The following is a 14,557-nucleotide window of genomic DNA, read 5'->3' on the forward strand; positions in this document are numbered from 1 at the left end:
CGGCATGGCCGGGGCTTTTACGACGACCGCGGGGGGCGAACCACCGGCCGCCGGGAAGACTTACTCCGCAGCAGCCTGCGGGCGGTCAACCAGTTCGACGTAGGCCATCGGCGCATTGTCGCCAGCGCGGAAGCCGCACTTGAGGATGCGCAGGTAGCCACCCGGACGCTCGCTGTAACGCGGGCCGAGTTCGACGAACAGCGTGCCGACGGCTTCCTTGTCGCGCAGGCGCGAGAAGGCGAGACGACGGTTGGCGACGCTGTCCTTCTTGGCCAGGGTGATCAGCGGCTCGGCAACGCGACGCAGCTCCTTGGCCTTGGGCAGGGTGGTACGGATGGCACCGTGCTTGATGATCGACGCGGCCATGTTGGAGAACATCGCATCGCGGTGGGCACTGGTGCGGCTGAATTTGCGGCCGGACTTTTGGTGGCGCATGGGTCTGATTCCTGATGAATGCTGGAGCTGTTGGACGTCGTTGTCGCCATCATGGCGTTGGAGGCTTGGACTGCGGATGGTCCTGGCCGGCCATCCCTGACCGACGGCGCCGTGGGCTTCAGACCCATCGACGCGTGTGTTTCAACTGCTGCTGCGTTGCGCGGACCCCCGCCGGAGCGGGGATCCGTGTTGTTACTTACCGGCTCATCCCATCATGCCGTGCGAGGCAATCCCCGCCGGCGGCCAGTTCTCGAGCTTCATGCCGAGCGAAAGGCCGCGCTGGGCGAGGACTTCCTTGATCTCGGTGAGCGACTTCTTGCCGAGGTTCGGCGTCTTGAGCAGTTCGACTTCGGTCTTCTGGATCAGATCGCCGACGTAGTAGATGCTCTCGGCCTTGAGGCAGTTGGCCGAACGCACGGTCAGCTCCAGGTCGTCGATCGGGCGCAGCAGGATCGGGTCGACCCCGTTGCTGGCCGGCTTCGCCGCACCGCGGTCGCGGTGGGTGAAGTCGCCAAACACCGACAGCTGGTCACTGAGGATGTCGGCGGCGGTGCGCACGGCTTCCTCGGCGTCGATCGTGCCGTTGGTCTCGATGTCGATCACGAGCTTGTCGAGGTCGGTGCGCTGCTCGACGCGGGCGGCTTCGACGGCGTAGGCGACGCGACGAACCGGGCTGAAGCTGGCATCCAGCATCAGGCGGCCGATCGAACGGGTCTCCTCGTCGGGGCGGCGACGCGCGGCGGCCGGCTGGTAGCCGTAGCCACGCTCGATCTTGAGCCGCATGTTCAGCGCCGTGTCCTTGGTCAGGTGGGCGATGACATGCTCACCGTTGAGGATCTCGACGTTGTGGTCGGTCTTGATATCGGCCGCGGTGACGATGCCGGGACCCTGCTTGGCCAGCGAGAGCGTCGCCGACTCGCCGGTGTGCATGCGGATCGCGACGTCCTTGAGGTTGAGCAGGACTTCGAGCACGTCCTCCTGCAGCCCCTCGACCGTGGTGTACTCGTGCAGCACGCCGTCGATCTCGACTTCGGTGATGGCGAAGCCGGGGATCGAGGACAGCAGCACGCGACGCAGCGCGTTGCCGAGGGTGTGGCCGTAGCCGCGCTCGAGCGGCTCGATCACGACCTTCGCGCGGTTTCCTGCGAGGCGTTCGATCTGGGGACCGCGGGGACGCAGTACCTGATTGGCGGTAACCGTCATGTTGTGGGGTCTCCTGCGAGCTTCCGACCGGGGCCGGGAAGCTCAAGAACAGATGGATTACTTCGAGTAGAGCTCGATGATCAACGCTTCGTTGATATCGGCCGGCAGGTCGGTGCGGTCCGGCACCGCCTTGAACACGCCGGCGAACTTCTTCGAGTCGACTTCGATCCACGATGGCGACAGGTCCATCTGCTGCGCGACGGTCAGCGACTCCTGGACGCGGAGCTGCTTCTGGGCACGCTCGGACAGCGCGACCGCATCGCCGGCCTTGACCTGGTACGACGGCAGGTTGACCGGCTTGCCGTTGACGGTGACGCCACGGTGCGACACCAGCTGGCGCGCGGCCGGCCGGGTCACCGCGAAGCCCATGCGGTAGACGACGTTATCCAGGCGGGTTTCCAGCAGCTGCAGCAGGATCTCGCCCGTGTTGCCGCGCTTGGCGGCCGCCTTCTTGTAGTAGTTGCGGAACTGACGCTCCAGCAGGCCGTAGATACGCTTGACCTTCTGCTTCTCGCGCAGCTGGTTGGCGTAATCGGACAGCTTGCCGCGACGGGCGACGGGACCGTGCTGGCCGGGCTTCTGCTCCAGCTTGCACTTCGAATCAAGCGCCCGGGCCGGCGACTTCAGGCCGAGGTCGACACCTTCGCGGCGCGAGAGCTTGCACTTGGGACCAATATAACGAGCCATGGTTCTTCAGCTCCTCAGACGCGACGCTTCTTCGGCGGGCGGCATCCGTTGTGCGGGATGGGCGTCACGTCGATGATGTTGATGATCTTGTAGCCGACGTTGTTCAGCGAACGAACGGCGGACTCCCGACCCGGACCCGGGCCCTTGATGCGCACTTCCAGCGACTTCACGCCGTAGTCGAGGGCGGCCTTGCCGGCCTTCTCCGCGGCGACCTGGGCAGCGAACGGGGTCGACTTGCGCGAGCCGCGGAAACCCGCGCCACCCGAAGTCGCCCACGACAGCGCATTGCCCTGGCGGTCGGTGATCGTGATGATGGTGTTGTTGAACGAAGCGTGGACGTGGGCGATGCCGTCGGTGACGACGCGCTTGATCTTCTTCTTCGTCTTGGCTTGTGCTGGCTTGGCCATTGTCTACCCCTTACTTCCTGATGGCCTTGCGCGGACCCTTGCGGGTGCGTGCATTGGTCTTGGTGCGCTGGCCGCGCAGCGGCAGGCCACGACGGTGACGCAGGCCGCGGTAGCTGCCCAGGTCCATCAGACGCTTGATCGCCATGCCGATTTCGCGGCGGAGGTCGCCCTCGACGACGAACTTGCCGATCTCGGCGCGCAGCGCTTCGACTTCCGGCTCGGAAAGGTCGCGGATCTTGGTCGACGAATTGACGCCGGCCGACTCGCAGACCTTCTTGGAACGGGTACGGCCGATGCCGTAGATGCTTTGCAGCCCGACCCAGACGTGCTTCTGGGCAGGCAGGTTGACGCCCGCAATACGCGCCATAACGCGATCTCCAACTGGTTTGGCCGCCGGGTCCTGACAACCCGGCTGGAGGAACACTCGACAGAGTGAATCGGAAATTGTAACAAGGTCTCGGGTTCATAGGAAGCGCGCCGCGCCAAGGCGCGACGTGCCACGGCATGGGGAGTGTGCCCATGCTCCGGCGACGGATCGGGACTGCCAGGCGGCAACGGTGTCAGCCGTCGCCCCCGGGCACCGCGCACTACTCTGGCGCGCGGACCGGTCCAGACCCACCCGCGCGCGAGACATCGCACGGGTCGCCCTGCTGGAAGCCGGGAGCTGTGCCCGGCGTTCCGATACAACGTTCGCGCCACCGGGTTGCCGGGGCGCAGGTGCCGGCGACCAGTCGCCGGACACCGATCAGATCAGCGGCCTGCCCGCGAACCCTTCAGGTTCGCCTTTTTCAGGAGGCTCTCGTACTGGTGGGACATCAGGTGCGCCTGGATCTGCGCAATGAAGTCCATCACCACCACCACCACGATCAGCAGCGATGTGCCACCGAAGTAGAACGAAATTCCCATCTGGCTGCGCATCACCTCCGGCAGCAAGCAGACCAGTACCAGGTAGGCGGCGCCCGCGGCGGTGAGGCGGGTCAGCACCGCGTCCACGTAGTCGGCGGTCGCCTTGCCGGGACGGATGCCCGGGATCAGGGCGCCCGACTTCTTCAGGTTGTCGGCGGTTTCCTGTGAGTTGAACACCAGCGCCGTGTAGAAGAACGCGAAGCCTGCGATCAGCCCGCCGTACAGGATCATGTGCAGCGGCTCGCCCGGGCTCAGCCACTGGCTGACCTGCAGCATCTTCGAGGAAGCGTCGCCCTGGCCGAACCAGGCGGCCGCGGTGGCCGGGAACATCACGATGCTCGAGGCGAAGATCGGCGGGATCACGCCCGACATGTTGAGCTTGAGCGGCAGGAAGGACGACTGGTTCATGTACGCGCTGCGGCCACCCTGGCGGCGTGCGTAGTTGACCGTGATCCGGCGCTGACCGCGCTCGACGAAGACCACGAAGTAGGTGACGGCCAGCACGATCGCGACGATCGCGAGCGCCAGCAGCGTGCTCATCTCACCGTTGCGGACCTGCTCGAACATGCCGATGGCGGCCGACGGGAGACCGGCCACGATGCCGGCGAAGATGATCAACGAAACGCCGTTGCCGATGCCGCGCTCGGTTACCTGCTCACCCAGCCACATCAGGAACATGGTGCCGGCGGTCAGCGAGATGACCGCGGTCAGGATGAAGCCCACGCCGGGGCTGTACACCACCGGGATGCCCTGGCTGGCCCCACCGGCCTGAAGCGCGGTGGCGATGCCCCACGCCTGGAACACCGCCAGCGGGATCGCGCCCATGCGCGACCACTGGTTGATCTTGCGACGGCCCGACTCGCCCTCTTTCTGGATCGCCTTCATGCTGGGCACCATCTGCACCAGCAACTGCATGATGATCGAGGACGAGATGTACGGCATCACGTTGAGCGCGAACAGGCTGAAGCGCTCCAGCGCACCACCGGAGAACATGTTGAACATGTCCACGATGGTGCCTTCCTGGGTCTCCATCAGCCGCAGCATCGCTTCGGGATTGACCCCCGGCACCGGGATGTAGCAACCGATGCGATAGACGATCAATGCGCCGATCACGAACAGCAGGCGCTGGCGGAGCTCGGTGAACTTGCCGAGCCCGCCGCCCATGCCGGCCATTGCGTTGCCGCTTCGCGCCATGCCCGGATTACTCCTCGACCTTGCCGCCAGCCGCTTCGATCGCGGCCTTGGCACCGGCCGTGGCCAGCAGGCCCTTCAGCACGAACTTCTTGCTGAGCTCGCCCTTTGCCACGATCTTGGCCCGCTTGGCAGTGCTGTGCACCAGCTTGGCGGCGCGCAGCGCGGCGAAGTCGATGTCACCGGCGTCCAGCTTGTCGAGCTGGTACAGCATGACCTCGGCAGTATCGCCGGCGGTCTTGCTGCGGAAGCCGATCTTCGGCAGGCGCATGTGCATCGGCATCTGGCCGCCTTCGAAGCCGGCCTTGATCTTGCCCTTGCCCGAGCGCGCGAACGAACCCTTGTGGCCGCGGCCGGCGGTCTTGCCCAGGCCCGAACCGATACCGCGACCGACGCGGGTGCGCTCGGTGCGGGCGCCGTCAGCCGGCTTGAGAGTGTTGAGACGCATGATGATTACTCCTCGACCCGGACCAGGTAGTGGACCTTGTTGATCAGGCCCCGCACCTGCGGGCTGTCCTTAAGTTCGCGTACGTCGTTGAGCTTGTTGAGCCCGAGCGCCTTCACCGACAGGCGGTGACGCGCCTGGCTTCCGCGCAGGCCCTTGACCAGACGCACCTTGACGGTGCCGCCGCTGTTTTCAGTCTTAGCCATTGATCAGATCCTCGACCTTCTTGCCGCGCTTGGCCGCGATCTTGGCCGGCGAGTGCATTTCCGTCAGGCCGCGCAGGGTCGCGCGCACCAGGTTGATCGGGTTGCGCGAGCCGACCGCCTTGGCCAGCACGTCCTTAACGCCGACCGCCTCGAGCACGGCGCGCATCGCGCCACCGGCGATGACGCCGGTACCCTCGGAAGCAGGCTGCATGTACACACGCGCCGCGCCGTGGCCGGACTTCACCGAGTGCCACAAGGTGCCGCCATTGAGCTCGACGTTGCTCATGCTCTTGCGGGCGTATTCCATCGACTTCTGGATCGCGACCGGCACTTCGCGCGCCTTGCCGTAGCCGAAGCCGACCTTGCCGGCGCCGTCACCCACCACCGTCAGCGCGGTGAAGGTGAACTGGCGGCCACCCTTGACGGTCTTGCTGACGCGGTTGACCGCGATCAGCTTCTCGATCATGCCGTCATCGATTTCCTCACGGTTGCGGTCACGCCCCCGCGATTCACGTTCGTTAGCCATTTCAGTTCCTGGATGTTGGGTAGGTTTGCTTGCGGCTTGGCCGCTTATGGTTGTGTAGTAGTTCGGTCGTGCCGCAGGGACGGAAACCCGTCACAAGCGTCCGGCGCAGGCCGCGCCGGCAGCTGGAACCGGCGCGCGGAGCCGAAGCCCCACGCACCCGGACATCAGAACTGCAGGCCACCCTCTCGGGCGGCGTCGGCAAGCACCTTGATGCGGCCGTGGTAGCGGTAGCCCGAGCGGTCGAACGCGACCTTCTCGATGCCGGCCGCCTTGGCCTTCTCGGCGATCGCCTTGCCTACCTTGGCGGCGGCGTCGGCGTTCTTGCCGTTCTTCAGGCCATCCTTCACGTCGGACTGGGTGGTCGAGGCGGCAGCCAGGACCTTCGAGCCGTCGGCGGTGAAGACCTGGGCGTACAGGTGCTGGCCAGTGCGCAGCACCGACAGGCGCGGCACACCGAGTTCGCGGATGTGCGCACGGGTCGACTTGGCGCGGCGCAGGCGGGCGATGTTCTTGTTCATTGTCAGGTCCTCGAAAGCTGAAAGCCGGGTTAGGCCTTCTTGGCTTCCTTGCGAATGATGTTCTCGCCGGCGTACTTAACGCCCTTGCCCTTGTAGGGCTCCGGCGGACGGAAACCGCGAATCTTGGCAGCCACTTCGCCGACGCGCTGCTTGTCGGCACCGGCCACGACCACTTCGGTCTGGGTCGGGGTGGTGATCGTGATGCCCTCGGGGGTCTTGAACAGGACCGGGTGGGAGAAACCCAGCGACAGGTTCAGGTCCTTGCCCTGCATCGCGGCGCGGTAGCCGACGCCGACCAGCTCGAGCTTGCGCTCGAAGCCTTCGGACACGCCGTGCACCATGTTCGCGACGATCGCGCGCAGGGTTCCGGTCAGCGGGACCAGCGACGGCTCGTTGGCCGACAGCTGCGCGTGGCCGTCCTCGATGACGATGGCGATACCGGCCGGCTTGGCGATCGACAGGGTGCCCTTGGGCCCCTTGACGGTCACATTCTCGGGCTGGACGTTCAGTTCGACACCCTTGGCCAGGGCGATCGGCTTCTTGGCAACTCGGGACATGGTCGTTACTCCCTTAGGCCACGAAGCACAGGACTTCACCGCCGACGCCCTGCTGGCGCGCCTGCGCATCGGTCATGATGCCCTTGGACGTGGAAATGATGGCGACGCCGAGGCCACCGAGCACCTTCGGCAGATCGTCCTTGCCGCGGTACTGGCGCAGGCCCGAACGCGAGAAGCGCTTGAGCTGCTCGATGACCGGCTTGCCTTCGTAGTACTTGAGCTCGATCTCGAGCTCGCTCTTGCCGGCGCCGACCTCGGTCACGCGCGAACCGAGGATGTAGCCCTCGTCCTGCAGGACCTTGGCGATGGACACCTTGATCTTGGAAGACGGCATCTTCACCGTCGGCTTGCCGACCGCGGCCGCATTGCGAATGCGGACGAACATGTCGGCGATGGGATCAGTCATGCTCATGTGTGATTCCTGATGAGTGCACCGATATCCGCTATAGCGAATTCAGTTGTGACGCCACGGCCGGGTGGCCGTGGCGTTTTGGCATTGCGAGCCGACTAGTCTACCAGACTTGGCCGGCCCTGGGCCAACACGGGCGCGGGGCCCGCTTGACTTACCAGCTGGCCTTACGCAGGCCCGGCACGTCGCCGCGCATGGTGGCTTCGCGCAGCTTGTTGCGGCCAAGGCCGAACTTCTGGTACACGCCCCGCGAACGGCCGGTCATGGCGCAACGGTTGCGCTGGCGGCTCGGGGAAGAGTCGCGCGGCAGCTTCTGCAGCTTGACCACGGCCTCTTCCTTCTCCTCATAGGAGGCGGTCGGGCTGGCGATGACCTTCTTCAGCTCTTCGCGCTTGGCGGCGTACTTCGCCGCCAGCTTGGCCCGCTTCACCTCGCGGTTGATCATGGACGACTTGGCCATGTATTGATCCTCGGGTCAGTTGCGGAACGGGAAGCGGAAGGCTTCCAGCAGGGCGCGCGCCTCGGCGTCGCTCTTCGCGGTGGTGGTGATCGCGATGTCCATGCCGCGCAGCGCGTCGACCTGGTCGTAATCGATCTCCGGGAAGATGATCTGTTCCTTGACGCCCATGTTGTAGTTGCCACGGCCGTCGAACGCCTTGCCCGACACGCCGCGGAAGTCGCGGACGCGCGGCAGCGAGACGTTGATCAGGCGGTCGAGGAACTCGAACATCTTCTGGCGACGCAGGGTCACCTTGCAGCCGATCGGCCAGCCATCGCGGATCTTGAACGAGGCCACGGAAACGCGGCTCTTGGTCACGATCGGCTTCTGGCCGGAGATCTTGGTCATGTCGGCGACCGCATTCTCCAGGATCTTCTTGTTGGTGGCCGCCTCACCCACACCCATGTTCAGGGTGATCTTGGTGATGCGCGGCACCTCCATTGGATTCTTGTAGCCGAACTTCGCCGTCAGCGAGGGAACGACCTCTTCCTTGTAGAACTTTTCAAGCCGGGTGTTCATTTCAGCATTCCTCAGGCGTCGACCGCCTCACCGCTGGAGCGGAACACACGCAGTTTGCGTCCATCCTCCAGCACCTTGATGCCAACGCGCTCGCCCTTGCCGGTGGCCGGGTTGAAGAGCATCACGTTGGAGATATGGATCGGCGCCTCACGCTCGATCACGCCGCCGGGCTGGCCCAGCTGCGGGTTGGGCTTGGTGTGGCGCTTGATGATGTTGACGTTGGACACGACGACCTTGTCGCCGGCCACGCGCACCACATCACCCTTCTTGCCCTTGTCCTTGCCGGCGGTCACGACGACCTGGTCGCCTTTCTTGATACGGTTCATGTCGGTTCCTCCGCTCAGAGCACTTCAGGTGCGAGCGAGACGATCTTCATGAACTTCTCGGAACGCAGCTCACGGGTCACGGGCCCGAAGATGCGGGTGCCGATCGGCTCATGCTTGTTGTTGAGCAACACCGCGGCGTTGCCATCGAAGCGGATCAGCGAGCCGTCCGGGCGACGGACGCCCTTGCGGGTGCGGACCACGACGGCGTCATAGACGTCGCCCTTCTTCACCTTGCCCCGCGGGATCGCATCCTTGACGGTGACCTTGATGATGTCGCCAATGTGCGCGTAACGGCGCTTGGAGCCGCCGAGCACCTTGATGCACATCACTTCCTTCGCACCGGAGTTGTCGGCCACGCCGAGGTAGCTTTGCATCTGGATCATGGTTCAGCCTCCTCGTTATTCGGCCGCGCGGCTGACGATCTCAACCACGCTCCAGTTCTTGGTCTTGGACATCGGGGCGACTTCACGCACCCGGACGACGTCGCCTTCGTTGCAGGCATTGTCTGCATCGTGCGCGTGGAGCTTGGACGAGCGGCGGATGTACTTGCCGTACAGCGCGTGCTTGACCTGACGCTCGACGAGCACGGTGACGGTCTTGTCCATCTTGTTGCTGACCACGCGTCCTTCGACCGTGCGCAGCGCCTTCTCTGTATTGTTGTCGGTCATGGCGGGTCCTTACTTCTTCTGACCCAGCAGGGTGTTGACGCGAGCGATCTCGCGGCGCACCCGGCGGGCCTCGTGGGTCTTGGCGAGCTGGCCGGTGGCCTTCTGCATGCGGAGGGCGAAGCTCTCCTTGTGCAGCTCGGTCAGGTGGGCCTGGAGCTCGTCAGCCGACTTTTCACGCAGTTGCTTGAGTTCCATCAGCGCACCGTCCGGGTAACGAAAGTGGTGGTCACCGAGAGCTTGGCCGCGGCAAGGCGGAACGCCTCGCGCGCCACGTCCTCACCCACGCCCTCAATCTCATAGATCATCCGGCCGGGCTGGATCTGCGCGACCCAGTACTCGACGTTGCCCTTGCCGGAGCCCATTCGGACTTCGATCGGCTTCTTGGTGATCGGCTTGTCGGGGAACACGCGGATCCACATCTTGCCGCCACGCTTGACGTAGCGGCTGATGGACCGGCGCGCGGCCTCGATCTGGCGCGCGGTGATCTGGCCGTGGGCGGTCGCCTTCAGGCCGTACTCGCCGAAGCTGACGGCGTTGCCGCTCCATGCCAGGCCGTCGTTGCGGCCCTTGTGCATCTTGCGGTATTTGGTTCGCTTGGGTTGCAACATGGTCGGTTACCTCGATTCACGCGGCGGACGCGGGCCACGGTCGCGACGGTCGCCGCGGTCACCGCGGTCGCCACGCGGGCTGTCGTCCTGCTTTTCCTGGCCGACCTGGGAGAAATCGAAGATCTCGCCCTTGTAGACCCAGACCTTGATGCCGATGATCCCGTAGGTCGTCTTGGCTTCGGCAAAGCCGTAGTCGATATCGGCGCGGAGGGTATGCAGCGGCACGCGGCCTTCGCGGTACCACTCCGAACGCGCGATCTCGGCGCCGTTGAGGCGGCCGGCGACGTTGACCTTGATGCCCAGCGCGCCCAGGCGCATCGCATTGCCCACTGCGCGCTTCATTGCGCGGCGGAACATGATGCGGCGCTCAAGCTGCTGCGCGATCGACTCGGCGACCAGCTGCGCGTCGAGCTCGGGCTTGCGGACCTCGGTCACGTTGATGTGCGCCGGGACGCCCATCATGTCGCTGACTTCCTTGCGCAGCTTGTCGATGTCCTCGCCACGCTTGCCGATCACCACGCCCGGACGGGCGGTGTGGATCGTCACGCGGGCGTTGTTGGCCGGACGCTCGATGAAGATCTTGGAGATGCCTGCCTGGGCAAGCTTCTTGCGCAGCATCTCGCGGACCTTCAGGTCGGCCGCGAGGTACTCGGCGTACTGCTTCTTGCCGGCGAACCACTTCGAGTTCCAGTCCTTGGAAATGCCAAGGCGGATGCCGATCGGATGAACTTTATGACCCATGAGTTACTTCCCCTCGCCGACGACGACGGTGATATGGCTGGTGCGCTTGAGGATGCGGGTACCGCGTCCCTTCGCACGGGCCATGAAACGCTTCAGCGTCGGACCTTCGTCGACCATGATGGTCTTGACCTTGAGCTCGTCGATGTCGGCACCCTGGTTGTTCTCGGCGTTGGCGATGGCCGACTCGACGACCTTGCGGATCATCGCGGCGGCTTTCTTGTCCGAGAACTTGAGCAGGTTGACGGCACGCTCGGCGCTCAGGCCACGGACCTGGTCAGCGACCAGGCGGGCCTTCTGCGGCGAGATGCGCGCGGTGCGCAGGATTGCTTTCGCTTCCATGGTCATCTCCTTAGCGGCTCTTCTTGTCGGCCACGTGACCCTTGAACGTACGGGTCAGGGCGAACTCGCCGAGCTTGTGGCCAACCATGTTCTCGTTGACCAGCACGGGGATGTGGTTGCGACCGTTGTGCACGGCGATGGTGAAACCCACCATCTCCGGCAGAACCATCGAGCGACGCGACCAGGTCTTGATCGGCTTCTTGTTGTTGGCCGCAGCCTCCACCTTCTTGATGAGATGGTGGTCGACGAACGGGCCCTTCTTGAGTGAACGTGCCATGGCCGATTAGCTCCTACGATCGCGCACGATGAACTGCTGGGTGCGCTTGTTCTTGCGGGTCTTGTAACCCTTGGTCGGAACGCCCCACGGGGTGACCGGATGCGGGTTGCCCTGGCCGGCCTTGGCCTCACCACCACCGTGCGGGTGGTCGACGGGGTTCATCGCCGCGCCGCGGACGGTCGGGCGGACACCACGCCAGCGCTTGGCACCGGCCTTGCCGAGCTTCTCGAGGTTGTGCTCGACGTTGCCGACTTCACCGATGGTGGCGCGGCACTCGACCGGCACCTTGCGCATCTCGCCGGAGCGGAGGCGCAGCGTGGCGTAGCCCTGCTCGCGAGCGACCAACTGCACGCCGGCGCCGGCGGCACGCGCCAGCTGGGCGCCCTTGCCGGGCTTCATCTCGATGCAGTGGACGGTCGAACCAACCGGGATGTTGCTCAGCGGCAGGGTGTTGCCCACGCGGATCGGGGCGTCACGGCCGGCAATCACCTGGTCGCCATCCTTCAGGCCCTTGGGCGCGATGATGTAACGACGCTCGCCATCGACGTAGCACAGCAGGGCGATGTGGGCAGTGCGGTTGGGATCGTATTCGATCCGCTCCACGCGCGCCGGGATGCCTTCCTTGTTGCGCTTGAAATCGATGATGCGGTAGTGCTGCTTGTGGCCACCACCGATGTGGCGGGTGGTGATCCGGCCATGGTGGTTGCGACCGCCGGTCTTGCTCTTCTTCTCGAGGAGCGGAGCGTGCGGGGCGCCCTTGTGCAGGCCCGGGGTCACCACGCGGACCGCGGAACGGCGGCCGGGCGAGGTGGGTTTGAAAGTCATCAATGCCATGGGTCTAGTCCTCAGGCCTTGGCCATCACGTCGATCGACTGGCCTTCAGCCAGCTTCACGTACGCCTTGCGCCAGTCGGCGCGGCGGCCCATGCGGAACTTGAAGGCCTTGGACTTGCCCTTCACGTTGACCACGTTGACTGCCTCGACCTTGACGTCGAACAGCTTCTCCACGGCGACCTTGATGTCGGCCTTGGTAGCAGTCGTCGCCACTTCGAAGACGTATTGGTTGGAAACTTCCTGCAGGCGCGCGGTCTTTTCGGACACACGCGGCGCACGGATCACGTTGTAGAGCTTGGCGTCGTTCATGCCAGCCACTCCTCGATCTTCTTGACCGCATCGGCGGTGACCACGACCGAGTCGGCGCCAACCAGCGCGACCGGATCCAGGCCCTGCACGTCGCGGACTTCGACATACGGCAGGTTGCGCGCCGAGAGGTACAGGTTCTCGGTGGCATCCTCGGTGACCAGCAGCGGACGGCGACCCGCACCAAGGTCCTTGAGCATGGAGATCATGCCCTTGGTCTTCGGCGACTCGATGTCCAGCGACTCCACGACCATGATGCGGCCCTGGCGGTTGAGCTCGGACAGGATCGCGGCCATCGCGGCGCGGTACATCTTGCGGTTGACCTTCTGCGCGAAGCTGCGCGGCTTGGCCGCGAAGGTCACGCCACCACCGACGAAGATCGGAGCGGTCAGGGCGCCGTGACGTGCACCGCCACCCTTCTGCTTCTTCGACTTCTTCGTGGTGCCGGCGACTTCCGAGCGGGTCTTCTGCGCCTTGGTGCCGGCACGGCCGGCATTGCGGTAAGCGACCACGACCTGGTGGACCAGGTCCTCGCTGAACTCGCGGCCGAAGATCTCGTCGGACACCGACACGGTCTTGCTGCTGTTATTGATGGCAAGTTCCATCGTCATACTCCCTTGCTCGACGGGCGGACGATCACGTCACCGCCCGGCGCGCCCGGCACTGCGCCGCGGATGGCGATCAGACCGCGCTCTGCGTCGACCTTCACCACCTGCAGGCCCTGGGTGCTCTGCTGGACCGAGCCCATGTGGCCGGACATCTTCTTGCCCGGGAACACGCGACCGGGGGTCTGGCGCTGGCCGATCGAACCCGGGGAACGATGCGACAGCGAGTTACCGTGGGTGGCGTCGCCCATGCGGAAGTTCCAGCGCTTGATCGTGCCCTGGAAGCCCTTGCCCTTGGTCACGCCCTGGACGTCAACGACCTGGCCGGCCTCGAAGATGTCGGCGCGGATCTCGCCGCCGACCTCGAAGTCGCCGATCTTGTCGTCGGCCACGCGGAACTCCCACAGGCCACGGCCGGCGTCGACCTTGGCCTTGGCCAGGTGGCCCGCCTCGGGCTTGTTGACCAGCGCGGCACGCTTGACGCCGACGGTCACCTGCACCGCGCTGTAGCCGTCGGTGTCGGTGGTCTTGATCTGGGTGATGCGGTTCGGGGTCGCCTCGATCAGCGTCACCGGGACGGACTTGCCGTCTTCGGTGAAGAACCGGCTCATGCCGGCCTTGCGACCGACGATGCCCAGCGAATATTTCTTCGCAGTCATGTGGTTGGCCTCAGGTCAGCTTGATCTGGACGTCGACGCCTGCCGCGAGCTCGAGCTTCATGAGCGCGTCCACGGTCTTGTCGTTGGGGTCGACGATGTCGAGCACGCGCTTGTGCGTGCGGGTCTCGTACTGGTCGCGCGCGTCCTTGTCGACGTGCGGCGAGGTGAGAATGGTGTAGCGCTCGATCTTGGTCGGCAGCGGGATCGGGCCACGCACTTGCGCGCCGGTCCGCTTGGCCGTTTCGACGATCTCGCTGGCCGAGCGGTCGATCAGACGATGATCGTACGCCTTCAGCCGAATCCGGATCTTCTGGTCCGCCATGACGGTGTTCCTTGGTTAAAAGAGCGACGGGCCGACGACTGGTTGCGCCGAACCCCGGTGGAATGCATTCCGGCCAGACCGCGCCGGCGTCCTTCAAAAATCAAGGCAGGCCGGTTTCCCGGCCCGCCCAGACGGAATCTAAGAACGCATGAAGCCGCCATTGGCCGGAAACCGGGCCAGGCAGCACCATGCGACATATCCCTGTCTGGCGAAGACGAGGTGCTTCCTGCCCCTCATTTCGCTGGTTCGCGGGCCTGCATGTTCATGAGGCCCACGGTGGTCGCGCATTCTAACGGGTTTCCAGAACACAGTGCAAGCACCTGCCTGGAAACGACCGCCGCCAGGCGAACCTGGCGGCGGATGGA

The 14,557-nt window shown here is 64.9% G+C and carries 27 protein-coding genes; all 27 read right to left on the reverse strand.

Annotated elements, in window-relative coordinates:
* Positions 1-60: 60 nt before the first annotated feature.
* The 27 genes from rplQ to rpsJ all read right to left on the reverse strand — a co-directional run bounded on the left by rplQ (position 61) and on the right by rpsJ (position 14,192).
* Positions 61-435 (reverse strand): 50S ribosomal protein L17, encoded by a 375-nt coding sequence (rplQ, locus tag KOD61_RS10220; RefSeq protein WP_215218581.1) that lies wholly within the window; start codon positions 433-435, stop codon positions 61-63.
* Between the two features lie 204 nt (positions 436-639).
* Positions 640-1,638 (reverse strand): DNA-directed RNA polymerase subunit alpha, encoded by a 999-nt coding sequence (locus KOD61_RS10225; RefSeq protein WP_215218582.1) that lies wholly within the window; start codon positions 1,636-1,638, stop codon positions 640-642.
* A gap of 57 nt (positions 1,639-1,695) precedes the next feature.
* Positions 1,696-2,325: a 30S ribosomal protein S4 gene (gene rpsD, locus KOD61_RS10230; RefSeq protein ID WP_215218583.1), complete on the reverse strand. Its 630-nt coding sequence runs from the start codon at positions 2,323-2,325 to the stop codon at positions 1,696-1,698.
* Between the two features lie 14 nt (positions 2,326-2,339).
* Positions 2,340-2,732 carry a 30S ribosomal protein S11 gene (rpsK, locus tag KOD61_RS10235; RefSeq protein WP_215218584.1) on the reverse strand — a complete coding sequence of 131 codons (393 nt, stop codon included), beginning with the start codon at positions 2,730-2,732 and terminating at the stop codon, positions 2,340-2,342.
* Between the two features lie 10 nt (positions 2,733-2,742).
* Entirely contained in the window at positions 2,743-3,099 is a 357-nt protein-coding gene (rpsM, locus tag KOD61_RS10240) for a 30S ribosomal protein S13 (protein WP_215218585.1), read from the reverse strand.
* A 383-nt stretch (positions 3,100-3,482) separates the two neighbouring features.
* Positions 3,483-4,832, reverse strand: a complete 1,350-nt coding sequence (gene secY / locus KOD61_RS10245) for a preprotein translocase subunit SecY (protein ID WP_215218586.1) — start codon at positions 4,830-4,832, stop codon at positions 3,483-3,485.
* Between the two features lie 7 nt (positions 4,833-4,839).
* Positions 4,840-5,283 carry a 50S ribosomal protein L15 gene (gene rplO / locus KOD61_RS10250; RefSeq protein ID WP_215220375.1) on the reverse strand — a complete coding sequence of 148 codons (444 nt, stop codon included), beginning with the start codon at positions 5,281-5,283 and terminating at the stop codon, positions 4,840-4,842.
* A complete protein-coding gene (gene rpmD, locus KOD61_RS10255; RefSeq protein ID WP_215218587.1) occupies positions 5,283-5,480 on the reverse strand; it encodes a 50S ribosomal protein L30 in 198 nt (65 codons plus the stop codon). The genes rplO and rpmD overlap by 1 nt, the downstream gene beginning before the upstream one ends.
* Complete coding sequence (rpsE, locus tag KOD61_RS10260) at positions 5,473-6,006, reverse strand: 30S ribosomal protein S5 (RefSeq protein ID WP_215218588.1); 534 nt, start codon at positions 6,004-6,006, stop codon at positions 5,473-5,475. The genes rpmD and rpsE overlap by 8 nt, the downstream gene beginning before the upstream one ends.
* Positions 6,007-6,170: 164 nt before the next feature.
* Positions 6,171-6,530: a 50S ribosomal protein L18 gene (gene rplR / locus KOD61_RS10265; protein ID WP_215220376.1), complete on the reverse strand. Its 360-nt coding sequence runs from the start codon at positions 6,528-6,530 to the stop codon at positions 6,171-6,173.
* Between the two features lie 23 nt (positions 6,531-6,553).
* Entirely contained in the window at positions 6,554-7,081 is a 528-nt protein-coding gene (rplF, locus tag KOD61_RS10270) for a 50S ribosomal protein L6 (protein ID WP_215218589.1), read from the reverse strand.
* Between the two features lie 13 nt (positions 7,082-7,094).
* A complete protein-coding gene (gene rpsH / locus KOD61_RS10275) occupies positions 7,095-7,493 on the reverse strand; it encodes a 30S ribosomal protein S8 (RefSeq protein WP_215218590.1) in 399 nt (132 codons plus the stop codon).
* Positions 7,494-7,644: 151 nt separating this feature from the next.
* Positions 7,645-7,950, reverse strand: a complete 306-nt coding sequence (gene rpsN / locus KOD61_RS10280) for a 30S ribosomal protein S14 (RefSeq protein ID WP_215218591.1) — start codon at positions 7,948-7,950, stop codon at positions 7,645-7,647.
* 15 nt (positions 7,951-7,965) lie between these two features.
* On the reverse strand, positions 7,966-8,508 hold the full coding sequence (rplE, locus tag KOD61_RS10285) for a 50S ribosomal protein L5 (RefSeq protein ID WP_215218592.1): 543 nt from the start codon (positions 8,506-8,508) through the stop codon (positions 7,966-7,968).
* A gap of 11 nt (positions 8,509-8,519) precedes the next feature.
* Positions 8,520-8,834: a 50S ribosomal protein L24 gene (gene rplX / locus KOD61_RS10290; protein WP_215218593.1), complete on the reverse strand. Its 315-nt coding sequence runs from the start codon at positions 8,832-8,834 to the stop codon at positions 8,520-8,522.
* A gap of 14 nt (positions 8,835-8,848) precedes the next feature.
* Positions 8,849-9,217 (reverse strand): 50S ribosomal protein L14, encoded by a 369-nt coding sequence (gene rplN, locus KOD61_RS10295; protein WP_031373826.1) that lies wholly within the window; start codon positions 9,215-9,217, stop codon positions 8,849-8,851.
* 15 nt (positions 9,218-9,232) lie between these two features.
* A complete protein-coding gene (gene rpsQ, locus KOD61_RS10300; RefSeq protein WP_215218594.1) occupies positions 9,233-9,502 on the reverse strand; it encodes a 30S ribosomal protein S17 in 270 nt (89 codons plus the stop codon).
* A 9-nt stretch (positions 9,503-9,511) separates the two neighbouring features.
* Complete coding sequence (gene rpmC, locus KOD61_RS10305) at positions 9,512-9,697, reverse strand: 50S ribosomal protein L29 (protein ID WP_215218595.1); 186 nt, start codon at positions 9,695-9,697, stop codon at positions 9,512-9,514.
* Entirely contained in the window at positions 9,697-10,110 is a 414-nt protein-coding gene (rplP, locus tag KOD61_RS10310) for a 50S ribosomal protein L16 (protein ID WP_215218596.1), read from the reverse strand. Before rplP ends, rpmC begins: the two co-directional genes overlap by 1 nt.
* A 6-nt stretch (positions 10,111-10,116) precedes the next feature.
* Complete coding sequence (gene rpsC / locus KOD61_RS10315) at positions 10,117-10,851, reverse strand: 30S ribosomal protein S3 (protein WP_215218597.1); 735 nt, start codon at positions 10,849-10,851, stop codon at positions 10,117-10,119.
* Between the two features lie 3 nt (positions 10,852-10,854).
* Positions 10,855-11,190: a 50S ribosomal protein L22 gene (gene rplV, locus KOD61_RS10320; protein WP_215218598.1), complete on the reverse strand. Its 336-nt coding sequence runs from the start codon at positions 11,188-11,190 to the stop codon at positions 10,855-10,857.
* A gap of 10 nt (positions 11,191-11,200) precedes the next feature.
* Complete coding sequence (rpsS, locus tag KOD61_RS10325) at positions 11,201-11,467, reverse strand: 30S ribosomal protein S19 (RefSeq protein ID WP_036212645.1); 267 nt, start codon at positions 11,465-11,467, stop codon at positions 11,201-11,203.
* Positions 11,468-11,473: 6 nt separating this feature from the next.
* On the reverse strand, positions 11,474-12,301 hold the full coding sequence (gene rplB, locus KOD61_RS10330; protein WP_215218599.1) for a 50S ribosomal protein L2: 828 nt from the start codon (positions 12,299-12,301) through the stop codon (positions 11,474-11,476).
* 11 nt (positions 12,302-12,312) lie between these two features.
* Positions 12,313-12,609: a 50S ribosomal protein L23 gene (rplW, locus tag KOD61_RS10335; protein ID WP_036212652.1), complete on the reverse strand. Its 297-nt coding sequence runs from the start codon at positions 12,607-12,609 to the stop codon at positions 12,313-12,315.
* Positions 12,606-13,217 carry a 50S ribosomal protein L4 gene (gene rplD, locus KOD61_RS10340; protein ID WP_456307127.1) on the reverse strand — a complete coding sequence of 204 codons (612 nt, stop codon included), beginning with the start codon at positions 13,215-13,217 and terminating at the stop codon, positions 12,606-12,608. The genes rplW and rplD overlap by 4 nt, the downstream gene beginning before the upstream one ends.
* Positions 13,214-13,870: a 50S ribosomal protein L3 gene (rplC, locus tag KOD61_RS10345; protein ID WP_215218601.1), complete on the reverse strand. Its 657-nt coding sequence runs from the start codon at positions 13,868-13,870 to the stop codon at positions 13,214-13,216. Before rplC ends, rplD begins: the two co-directional genes overlap by 4 nt.
* A gap of 10 nt (positions 13,871-13,880) precedes the next feature.
* A complete protein-coding gene (rpsJ, locus tag KOD61_RS10350; RefSeq protein WP_036212661.1) occupies positions 13,881-14,192 on the reverse strand; it encodes a 30S ribosomal protein S10 in 312 nt (103 codons plus the stop codon).
* Between the last annotated feature and the right edge of the window lie 365 nt (positions 14,193-14,557).

The sequence above is a fragment of the Lysobacter luteus genome, from assembly GCF_907164845.1.
In the GTDB taxonomy this organism is placed as follows: Bacteria; Pseudomonadota; Gammaproteobacteria; order Xanthomonadales; family Xanthomonadaceae; genus Novilysobacter; species Novilysobacter luteus.

Bases quoted from the DNA above. Each gene is read 5' to 3' on its own strand.
- rplQ (WP_215218581.1), bottom strand. From the start codon at position 435: ATGCGCCACCAAAAGTCCGGCCGCAAATTCAGCCGCACCAGTGCCCAC.
- KOD61_RS10225 (WP_215218582.1), bottom strand. From the start codon at position 1,638: ATGACGGTTACCGCCAATCAGGTACTGCGTCCCCGCGGTCCCCAGATC.
- rpsD (WP_215218583.1), bottom strand. From the start codon at position 2,325: ATGGCTCGTTATATTGGTCCCAAGTGCAAGCTCTCGCGCCGCGAAGGT.
- rpsK (WP_215218584.1), bottom strand. From the start codon at position 2,732: ATGGCCAAGCCAGCACAAGCCAAGACGAAGAAGAAGATCAAGCGCGTC.
- rpsM (WP_215218585.1), bottom strand. From the start codon at position 3,099: ATGGCGCGTATTGCGGGCGTCAACCTGCCTGCCCAGAAGCACGTCTGG.
- secY (WP_215218586.1), bottom strand. From the start codon at position 4,832: ATGGCGCGAAGCGGCAACGCAATGGCCGGCATGGGCGGCGGGCTCGGC.
- rpmD (WP_215218587.1), bottom strand. From the start codon at position 5,480: ATGGCTAAGACTGAAAACAGCGGCGGCACCGTCAAGGTGCGTCTGGTC.
- rpsE (WP_215218588.1), bottom strand. From the start codon at position 6,006: ATGGCTAACGAACGTGAATCGCGGGGGCGTGACCGCAACCGTGAGGAA.
- rplF (WP_215218589.1), bottom strand. From the start codon at position 7,081: ATGTCCCGAGTTGCCAAGAAGCCGATCGCCCTGGCCAAGGGTGTCGAA.
- rpsH (WP_215218590.1), bottom strand. From the start codon at position 7,493: ATGAGCATGACTGATCCCATCGCCGACATGTTCGTCCGCATTCGCAAT.
- rpsN (WP_215218591.1), bottom strand. From the start codon at position 7,950: ATGGCCAAGTCGTCCATGATCAACCGCGAGGTGAAGCGGGCCAAGCTG.
- rplE (WP_215218592.1), bottom strand. From the start codon at position 8,508: ATGAACACCCGGCTTGAAAAGTTCTACAAGGAAGAGGTCGTTCCCTCG.
- rplX (WP_215218593.1), bottom strand. From the start codon at position 8,834: ATGAACCGTATCAAGAAAGGCGACCAGGTCGTCGTGACCGCCGGCAAG.
- rplN (WP_031373826.1), bottom strand. From the start codon at position 9,217: ATGATCCAGATGCAAAGCTACCTCGGCGTGGCCGACAACTCCGGTGCG.
- rpsQ (WP_215218594.1), bottom strand. From the start codon at position 9,502: ATGACCGACAACAATACAGAGAAGGCGCTGCGCACGGTCGAAGGACGC.
- rpmC (WP_215218595.1), bottom strand. From the start codon at position 9,697: ATGGAACTCAAGCAACTGCGTGAAAAGTCGGCTGACGAGCTCCAGGCC.
- rplP (WP_215218596.1), bottom strand. From the start codon at position 10,110: ATGTTGCAACCCAAGCGAACCAAATACCGCAAGATGCACAAGGGCCGC.
- rpsC (WP_215218597.1), bottom strand. From the start codon at position 10,851: ATGGGTCATAAAGTTCATCCGATCGGCATCCGCCTTGGCATTTCCAAG.
- rplV (WP_215218598.1), bottom strand. From the start codon at position 11,190: ATGGAAGCGAAAGCAATCCTGCGCACCGCGCGCATCTCGCCGCAGAAG.
- rpsS (WP_036212645.1), bottom strand. From the start codon at position 11,467: ATGGCACGTTCACTCAAGAAGGGCCCGTTCGTCGACCACCATCTCATC.
- rplB (WP_215218599.1), bottom strand. From the start codon at position 12,301: ATGGCATTGATGACTTTCAAACCCACCTCGCCCGGCCGCCGTTCCGCG.
- rplW (WP_036212652.1), bottom strand. From the start codon at position 12,609: ATGAACGACGCCAAGCTCTACAACGTGATCCGTGCGCCGCGTGTGTCC.
- rplD (WP_456307127.1), bottom strand. From the start codon at position 13,217: ATGACGATGGAACTTGCCATCAATAACAGCAGCAAGACCGTGTCGGTG.
- rplC (WP_215218601.1), bottom strand. From the start codon at position 13,870: ATGACTGCGAAGAAATATTCGCTGGGCATCGTCGGTCGCAAGGCCGGC.
- rpsJ (WP_036212661.1), bottom strand. From the start codon at position 14,192: ATGGCGGACCAGAAGATCCGGATTCGGCTGAAGGCGTACGATCATCGT.